This window comes from Micromonospora sp. NPDC005174 (assembly GCF_040608495.1).
Taxonomy (GTDB): Bacteria; Actinomycetota; Actinomycetes; order Mycobacteriales; family Micromonosporaceae; genus Micromonospora.
Genome location: NZ_JBEXIJ010000025.1, coordinates 1 through 8,390, shown reverse-complemented (window position 1 = coordinate 8,390; position 8,390 = coordinate 1). Strand labels below are relative to the sequence as shown.

Here is an 8,390-nt window from a genome sequence, read left to right as displayed (position 1 = left end):
GGGTGTCGGGGTGCTCCGTGCCGAGGACCCGGGTTTGGGTGGCCAGCACTTCGCAGTACGCGGTCTCGGCATCGTCGTAACGGCCCTGGTTGTCCAAAACGACCGCGAGTCCGTGGCGGGTTTTGAGGGTGTCGGGGTGCTCCGTGCCGAGGACCCGGGTTTGGGTGGCCAGCACTTCGCAGTACGCGGTCTCGGCATCGTCGTAACGGCCCTGGTTGTCCAAGACGACCGCGAGTCCGTGGCGGGTTTTGAGGGTTTCGGGGTGCTCCGTGCCGAAGACCCGGGTTTGGGTGGCCAGCACTTCGCAGTACGCGGTCTCGGCATCGTCGTAACGGCCCTGGTTGTCCAAAACGACCGCGAGTCCGTGGCGGGTTTTGAGGGTGTCGGGGTGCTCCGTGCCGAGGACCCGGCTCCGGCTGGCCAGCACTTCGCAGTACGCGATCTCGGCGTCGTCGTAACGGCCCTGGCCGTCCAAGACGTTCGCGAGCTTGTGATGAACACGGAGGGTGTGCGGATCGTTGGCATCAACGCCTGGATGATCAAGGTGCAGACGTAGCAAACACCTGGTCGTAGCAGCCAATACGTGTTGCTCCGCATGGCGGGGTATCAGGTCGTACAGCTGCTGAATCTGCGCGACGGTCAGCGTGGGTTCGGCATCGCCGGTCAGGTGTTCCGTGATTAACGCGTCGAAGGGTGTTTGCATCTCGCTCGCTACCCGGATCGCCGCGCTGAGCATCGGTACCGGGTCATGGCGCAGCAGCATGGCAACAGCCGGCAGTGCGGCAGCCGTGTGGGCCGACGCTCGACTGAGTAGGGTCAGGACCCGCCTAGCGCGGCTTGGGTCGCCGCTCGTGGCTTCGCTCACGACCGCGGCCAGGGCTGGCGTACCGGTGAGCTGGCCGGCGACGTAGCGCTCCAACAACACCGCTGGTAAGTGCGGCGCCAGCCAGTCCGGCTCCTGCTGTCGGTACAGCCCACGCAGCCACTCAGCCAGCCGCTCCGCCTCCCGCTGCGGTTCACCTGCGCTGGCAAGCCCTGGCAGCCGTGTCAATAACCCCCGCGCCGTCGCCGCATCCGGCGCACCGACTAGCGCTGCCAGTACCACCGCTTGCCCGAACACCTCCTGCGGCAACGCGTTGACTCCTGCCCGCTGGGCTGTCGCCAACCACCGTTCCTGCTCCACTGCAAACACTCCGGCCACGGTCGCAGCGGCATCGACCGGCCCACTCTCGGCCGCCACCGCAGCCCACGCCGCACCCGCATGCAACAACGCGATCGATGGCGACGGCAGGACCGGCGCCCAGACCGCCGGCGGAACCGGCTCCCCCTCCGGCGTGAAGAATCGCAGTGCCTGCGCAAACATCTGGCGTTGCGCCTTCCCATCACCCACGACGGGCGGCACCGTCACCTGAGCCCGGAACGGCAGCTCCGAAACCACTTCGCTTGACAACCCGCGCCGAACTACCGGCCACCACACTGCATCGACCCGGCCAACCAGTACCAGACGGACCTCTGACGTCCCAAGCGCCGCCCATGCCGTCACTGTTGCCGCCACATCATTGCGCGTCTCGGTATCGTCCAACACCAACACCACCGAACGACCCAGACCCGCAGCAGCCGTTACCGCTGCCGCCCCACACCCCGATCGCGCCCAGCCCCACCGAGCGGCGCTCCGACCCGCCGCCTCTACCAGCAGCCTCGTCTTGCCCGCCCCCGCCGGCCCATCGACGTACAGCACCCTCTCCACCACGTCACTTTGCCCGTCCGCCCAGCGCAACACCCGCCGCAACAGCGCATCGTGCAACACGCTGTAGGGGACCAATGCCCGGCCGGCCGACAGCAACGCCAGCACACCGCCGTCGTCGACGTCAGCTCGATCTCCGCCCTCCACGCTGGCGAGCGCCACCGCCCGCCACGCAGCCTCCCGCGCTAAGAGCTCACCCCGGCGCTGCCACAACACGCCCCCATATAGGCCAGCGGCGCCAGACAATGCACCCAAGGCCGCAGCCAGAAACCACGGCACAAAGTTCGCCAATGCGGCCGTCACGCCAGCTGCAACCAGCAACCCGGTGCCCACCACCACCAGGCCTCGTTGCCCCAGCCGATCAGTGCCCCGACTACCAGCCACAACAACCTCCCACCGGCAGACCGCCAATCGATACACTGCGCCTCGCCGCCCGGACAAACATCCACCAATAGACCAGACATCCACCACCAACACTGACCGCCGCGGCTTTCCGGACAGGCTCGGCAGTACCAGCGACTATTCAGCCACCGTCTGATCCGTAGCTACGGGCGACCCGGTCTCATGCGTCCAAATACGCTGGTGCACCGCCAACAGCGGCTGGCCTCCGGCTGCTACAGGCTGATGCGTTGCTGTACTCCGCTGCTGTACGGCTGCCCCTGGCACTGGGGCGGAGCCCTAGACGGCTGCCGCCGACCCCTAGTCCGAGGCGCTCCTCCGTCGCACCAACGTCGTAGCCTCAGCTCGTGACACTCGCCGATGTAACCCGTAACGGTGTACTCGCCGCGGTGCAAGAGTTCGACAGGCTCGGCCGTGCCGCCTTCCTCAAGTCCACCGGCTTTGGTCGGTCAAAGGCCTACTACGTCGACCACCAGGGGAACCTTTACGACTCGAAACCGATCGTCGGCTACGCGCACGGCGTCAGCACGGGAACCGCATGGGGCCCCTCGCACTTCAGCGGCGGCGACAAGACCGTCGCCCACCTGCTGGAGGGACTTGGTTTCACGGTTGCCTTCCTACCGAACCCAGACTGGACGCGAGACGAGATCATCCTCGCCTGCGACCTCGTCCAGTCCAACGGCTGGCGCCAACTCGACGCCCACGACGAACGGGTGCGCTCCCTCTCAGATCTGCTGCAGAGCCACGCCATCCACCGTGGCCGCCGCAATCCAGACTTCCGCAACCCTGCCGGCGTCGCTCTCAAGACCTACAACATCGTCGCCGACCGCAGCAACGGCAACCAACTAGACAAGCTGGTACGCCAGGAGTTCGAAGCCCACCCCATTGAGATGCGGACGCTAGCTGACCGAATCCGCGGGCTCCTTCGTGAGGGCCTCGGTGCAGAGCCCGTGATCGACGATCCGGACCTCGACGAGATCTCAATGCGGGAGGGCGGGGTCACTTTGCGGGAGCACCTGCGCCGAGAGCGCAGCCCCAAGCTTCGTCGTCGGAAGCTGGCCGAGGCAAAGCGGCACGGCGTTGCCATCGCTTGTGAGGTGTGCGGGTTCGACTTCCAACGTGTCTACGGCGATAGAGGACGTGACTACATCGAGTGCCACCACCGCACTCCACTGCATGTCTCCGGCGAGACCGACACACGGCTCAGTGACCTTGCTCTCATCTGCTCGAACTGCCACCGGATGGCACACCGCGGCAGCCCGTGGCTGACGGTTGAGCAGCTGAAGGCGCTCGTAGCTGCATCATCGGCCGCCTAGCAACCGCCTGCCGCACGACCCTTGCAACGGCGGACTCTGTGCTGCCTCAGTCTTGCAAAGATCAAGACTGTTGTCGGTCAGGGTCGGTGACTGCCGCTGGCCTGCTCGACTTGTCGGCTGCCGTCGCTCGTCGCTCGCGCCCGTCGACTGGCTTGGCTGCACGGATGGCTGTACCGCCAAATCGAATCTTGACCATACACCTCCTGGAACATATGTTCGATCTATGCCAGCCTTCAGAGGTGCAGGGCGAGCCTTGCCTTCCCCTTTTTCGACCTCACGTGAGGTAGGGTTTCGGGAAGTCTTTTGAGGAGCGCCGATGACTAGTCCTGCCGCAAGCGAACCAACCCCGTCGACCAGAGGCCGCACGCCGGTCGTGCTTGCTGAGGACGCGGATGCCCGACTCCGAGAACTTGATCTCTCTGTGGAGACGTTGCACGCCTCCATCCGAGTCGGCGATACAGCGCGCCGCCGAGTGACTGGCGGCAACTACCCCGTCACCTACCCCGGTGTCGTGATGTGGGCAGAGACCCTCGCGGCGCTGAGAAGCAAGCTGCCCGAGAGCGAGGGTTGGCGCATCGGTCGCAGCGGGAACTACGAGACCGTGTACTCTCCGAGCCTCAAGATCGGTATCACGGTCGTCGCAGGCGATGAAGACACTGGCCAGCAGAAGCCCAGCCGGGGTCCTCGTCTCAAGCGGAGCCGTGGGCCCAAGACGAGCCAACGAGTTCGGCGTAACTTCAACCCGAACCAGTTGTCGCTCGACCTTGAGGCGTTGGGATTCACCATCGACGTGGATCGGTTGCCGGAGGACGAGGACTGCCAGACTTGGTTCCTCGTCGTACACCCGACCGACGACGACGTTCGGATCGAGTTCTCCCTACCGACTGACATGAGCGGTGACGGGAACGTCAGCGAGTGGTCGGAGCGCATCCTGGTTGAAGCACTGATGGTCTCCGGAGTGCTTGCGCCGAAAATGCCAAATGAGGACGATGACGATGAGGGTGACAGCAACCTCGTTCGACGCCGGGGATGAGAGAGACTACTCCTTCAGCCCCAGCCGCCTGAAGCTTGCCCGCGAGCTGCGTGGATTGACGAAGCAGCAGCTCGCGGACACCTGTGGCGTCACACGGCGAACCGTTTCCTCATGGGAAGCCGGAGACACGGGGCGCCCACCCCTCCGGCAACTTGCTGACGTCCTTCAACTGCCGATCGACTTCTTTATGGCGGACGATGTATCAGCCGTCAGCAAAGAGTCGGTGAGCTTCCGCGCTCTTTCTACCATGTCAGCTCGGCAAGTTCATCGAGTCTTGGCTTCCGCAACGCTGGCTTGTCAGCTCAGCAGCTGGATGGACCAGCACTACGACACCCCCGATGCTCGCCTTCCCGAATTGAACGAGACCTATCTGGAAGACCCGCGCACCGCTGCTGCCAGAGTGCGAGCTACATGGAACCTCGGCCACACACCGATCAAGAACATGGCAAGCCTCCTCGAACGCCAAGGTGTCCGTCTGTTCTCGTTGCCTTCGACAGACCGCGAGGTTGACGCCTTCTCATTCTGGCGCGAGAAGCGTCCGTTCGTATTCCTCAACACATCAAAGTCGGCCGAGCGACTACGCTTCGATCTGGCACATGAGCTTGGTCATCTGATCCTGCACCGTGGGATCTTCACCAAGCGCGATCGTAAGTACGAGCTAGAGGCCCATGACTTCGCTGCAAACTTCCTGGTTCCCGAAGACGGGTTACGCGCTCAACTCAAGGGGCACCCAACCTTCAATGACATCTTCATACTCAAGCGATACTGGAAAGTTTCGGCTATCGCAATGACCCAACGCTTGTATGAGCTTCGCATCATTTCGGAGTGGACTCGACGGTCTTGGATGGTGGACCTGTCCCAACGCGGCTTTAGGTCCACTGAGCCAGGCGGTGGCCCTGCGGAGGGGTCGACCCTCCTTCGTGAGCTATTCAAAATGGCTCGTGAAGATGGATGGGGGTCGCGCAAAATCGCACAAGAACTCAAGGTTCACGAGCAAGAGGTCGACTCCCTTGTCTTCGGGCTTGCAGTCTCGGCAATTGACGGCGGAGGCCAGTCCGCCCCAGCAGTGACGGGTCATCTCCGTGTCGTCAAATAACGGTAACCACGGAGGGCACCTAGTGACGCCACACCCGCACTCTTTCTGCCGACCGATGATCCTCGGCTGCAACTGACTGTCGGGCTAGCCACCTACCCGAACAGTCCGACTGCTGCCCGTTGAATCTCTTGACGGTGCATTAGATACTGGTGGTGTGAAGTTTCCGAGGCCCGGCAACAAGCGCAAGAAGCAGCGGCATCGCGCCCCGAGCGGGTACTTGGTAGGCGAAGTCCGCGGAGCAGGGGAGTTGCCAGATGAGGCAAACTGCCCGATCCCTAAAACACACAACCGGATGCAGGATTGCCACGACCAATGGCATTCCCTTACGCGCGAGTATCACCACCCTCGGCACTTCCGGAGAGAACTGAACACGCTAGTTCAGAGCTTGCGCAATGTGACCTTTATCCTTCAGTCGGAGAAGTCCAACATTAAGGATTTCGATTCGTGGTACGGGCCGTGGCAAGATAAGATGCGAGCCAACCCCGTCATGAGGTGGGTTGTTGAGTTACGGAACAGAGTGGTAAAGCAGGGCGACCTGGATGCAAGGTCCGAAGCGAACGCCTCGCTTATCACTGCCTATTGGTCGGGGGAACCTCCCGAGGGCCTTTCTGCCGCACTCGGACCGGAGGGAAGTCAAGCTCTCAAACTGTCCGTCGATGTTCCCCCGTCTAGTACAACTAAGGAGCAGGTACAGGAGTTCGCGAACCTTCCTGACTTTTTTGTCAGGGAAGGCTACATAGAAATAACTCGTCGGTGGGTTGACCAAGCTTTGCCTGATCGAGAGCTGGCAGATGCCTGCGCTGAGGCATTCGGCGTGATGGCTGTCATGCTGGATGATCTACATAAAAAGCTTGGGATCGAACGAGGGTTGGCGCTTAAGTACTCAGAGGGCGACTTCCTCGTTGTTGCCGGCCTCCCTCATGGCAGGCTTCCATGCATGGTTCGCACTGACTACGCGGTACGCCGATTGAAGCTATCCAACGGGGCCACCCATGTTGGCGGGACTAGGTACTCCTTCTCGCCGAGCGCAAAACAGCTGAATCGATCCCTTAAGAGGTATGGCTTTTCTTATCCACCCCCACAAAATTGGGATTCAGTCACGGCCCTAGCCGGTTGGTGCATGAGCAACGCCCGGAATATCCTGAAGAAGGATGGGTGGCACGGCTGGTACGTCCTCTTGTATAAGGGAAATAGGCAAGTTGCTAGCGAAGCGCTAGAGGCACGAGACAGGCCAGATAAGATAGTCATGATGCGTGAACTGGCGGTCACAATTGAACGAAGCGGAATAGACGGCCTCATAGAAATTGGAGATACATGGCAGGGCCGGCTCGTCCATGACGAGCAGGGATTTATTATCCGCCCCGAGCTGCAAACCGACCGACGTGAGGCGCTATCTGTAATCGCGGAGGATGCTTATGGCAATAGGCGAGAACTCCTCTCTTTCTACCGGCGCGTCGGGAAGAGGATTGAGTTTGATGGTGACCCGATCGATGTAACGAAAGCCAGTTTCGCCAATAGCTTGGAACCAGTTCGCGAAGCCTGGCGACGTATGGGATTCGACTGACGGAAATCACCGGACGAGCCTTAAGCCGTCTCTTTGCCATCCCGTCTGCCGCCGACCCACACATCGTGGAGCGGGCCAGGGCCTGGGTGACAAGGTGGAGCGCCCTACTGGACGAACGACCTTGTCGCCCCTGGCCCTGGTCTGCTCGGCTTGCCTGGGTCGGTGGCTGGCGGGATGGCATCCCACCTCAACCACCCAACCACCGGAACCGTTCGGCAACTCCATCCTGGAGTCGTCTGGCCCCCGCCGGAGGCACAGCTCTAACTCTGCTCCTCCCTCACCTCCACCACCCCTTCCCCTCCTTGAGCTCAAGCGGCCAACCGCGGTTGTTTGGCAACTCCGTCCACCGTGGTGGCCGCTGCTCGTCGTGGGTCTCTGGATCGCCGGGAACGGGTGAGACTGTGTCCGCCTGGCCCTGGTCGTTCTTCGGGACTCGTCACCGGGTCACCTCACTGACCCAGGAGTGACGCGCGGGGCGGGGCGTGGGGTTCGGGCCGGCTGACTTTCCGCCCCGGCGCGCCTTTGCGCAGGGGCGGCGGCTCCGCAGGAGCCGGTTGCCGCGCCCCGGCCCGCGCCGCGCGGAGCGCCTTGATCCTGAAGAGAGCGTTTCGGCAACGCGGGTGTTTGACCGACTTTCGGGCCACCTTCCCGGCCGCCAAAGACTCGGCCGCTTCGCTGCTGTCTCGTACGTCTGCTATAGCGACCTCAACTGCTCGCCTCGTAGCTGAGGCGAAGGCACCCTTACACAGGGCAGCGACTTCGTGACAGTCGATGTATCTTCGGCGACATGAGTGGGGGCCGGAAATCTGGCAGCCGTAACAGGCGACGACAGGCCAGCGGGGATGAACGCACTGCGGCGGTTGAGACTTACCGCATGTCGGTCTCCCGCCTGCAGCACACCGCTCACCGGAACGTGCGGCAGACCGTCGCCTACGCCACGATCTTCGTCGCGGCCATGGCCACCTGGATGATCTTCATCGGCCAGCCCATGCCGACGACCTTCCACTGGTACGCGATCTCGATCCTCAGTGGCGCGTTCGGGTTGTCTACCTACGTCGTGCGAGAGCCCCGCCCGCGGCTCTACGTGCTCGCCGCCGCCGCCGTTTTCGCCGTCGTGGGCGTGACCGGCATCTTCCTCACGGACTAGGGCGTGTCCTGCCGATCTTGTAGTGGTTGATCGTTGACGATGTGCCGGTGGTACGTCGTGGTGAGCTGACTGACGAGGCTTGGGCGGTGAT

General features: G+C 62.7%; 6 protein-coding genes. 5 read left to right on the top strand and 1 reads right to left on the bottom strand.

Translation table 11 applies throughout. The features are described from left to right. On the bottom strand, positions 1-2,083 hold a 2,083-nt coding region (locus ABZU91_RS23770), incomplete at its 3' end, for a tetratricopeptide repeat protein (protein WP_355244348.1). A 407-nt stretch (positions 2,084-2,490) separates the two neighbouring features. Between ABZU91_RS23770 and ABZU91_RS23765 the strand changes: the two genes are divergently transcribed. From ABZU91_RS23765 to ABZU91_RS23745, 5 genes are all read left to right on the top strand, one after another. Further along, positions 2,491-3,459 carry an HNH endonuclease gene (locus ABZU91_RS23765; RefSeq protein WP_355244345.1) on the top strand — a complete coding sequence of 323 codons (969 nt, stop codon included), beginning with the start codon at positions 2,491-2,493 and terminating at the stop codon, positions 3,457-3,459. 316 nt (positions 3,460-3,775) lie between these two features. Next, a complete protein-coding gene (locus ABZU91_RS23760; RefSeq protein ID WP_355244342.1) occupies positions 3,776-4,492 on the top strand; it encodes a hypothetical protein in 717 nt (238 codons plus the stop codon). Then, positions 4,455-5,588, top strand: a complete 1,134-nt coding sequence (locus ABZU91_RS23755; protein WP_355244340.1) for an XRE family transcriptional regulator — start codon at positions 4,455-4,457, stop codon at positions 5,586-5,588. The genes ABZU91_RS23760 and ABZU91_RS23755 overlap by 38 nt, the downstream gene beginning before the upstream one ends. A 394-nt stretch (positions 5,589-5,982) precedes the next feature. Further along, a complete protein-coding gene (locus ABZU91_RS23750) occupies positions 5,983-7,152 on the top strand; it encodes a hypothetical protein (RefSeq protein ID WP_355244337.1) in 1,170 nt (389 codons plus the stop codon). A gap of 874 nt (positions 7,153-8,026) precedes the next feature. Next, positions 8,027-8,299, top strand: a complete 273-nt coding sequence (locus ABZU91_RS23745; protein WP_355244334.1) for a hypothetical protein — start codon at positions 8,027-8,029, stop codon at positions 8,297-8,299. Positions 8,300-8,390 lie beyond the last annotated feature (91 nt).